This is a genomic window from Salinimicrobium oceani (genome assembly GCF_012037645.1).
In genome coordinates, this window is sequence record NZ_JAAVJR010000198.1 from 1 (window position 1) to 634 (window position 634).

Sequence of the window (634 nt, forward strand, 5' to 3'; positions counted from 1 at the left end):
ATTACGCCGGCATTCCGGACAAGTATGCACGTTTAGATGACGCAAAAGTAGTTTTGATCCCGGTTCCTTATGACGGAACAAGCACATGGGGTCAGGGTGCCGACAAAGGCCCCGATGCGTTTTTGGAAGCTTCAGAAAATATGGAGCTTTTCGATATCGAAACCCGTACCGAAGTCTACAAAAAAGGAGTGTACCTTGCTCCGCCGGTGACAGAAAATTCCTCTCCGGAGAAAATGGTGGAAGCGGTTCATAAGACCGTGAAAAATTATATTAAGCAGGAAAAATTCGTTACAATTTTTGGAGGCGAGCATTCCGTTTCTATAGGAACTATTCGGGCATTTAATGAAAGCTTTGAAGACCTTACTGTGGTGCAGATCGATGCGCATGCCGACCTTCGTCCGGAATATGAAGGTACGACCTGCAACCATGCCTGCGCAGTCCATGAAGCGAGTAAGACAACGAATCTTATCCAGGTTGGGATCCGCTCTATGGATATTTCTGAAATGGATCATATGGATGAGAATCAGGTGTATTGGGCTCATGATCTTTATGAGGATTGGATGGATGATGCCATTGGGCAAATGACCCCAAATGTTTTCATTACTATTGATCTCGATGCCTTTGATCCTTCTAT

The 634-nt window shown here is 45.0% G+C and carries 1 protein-coding gene; it reads left to right on the forward strand.

The features are described 5' to 3' along the window. A partial coding sequence (locus HC175_RS16245; protein WP_168139438.1) for an arginase family protein occupies positions 1 to 634 on the forward strand: 634 nt, incomplete at both ends.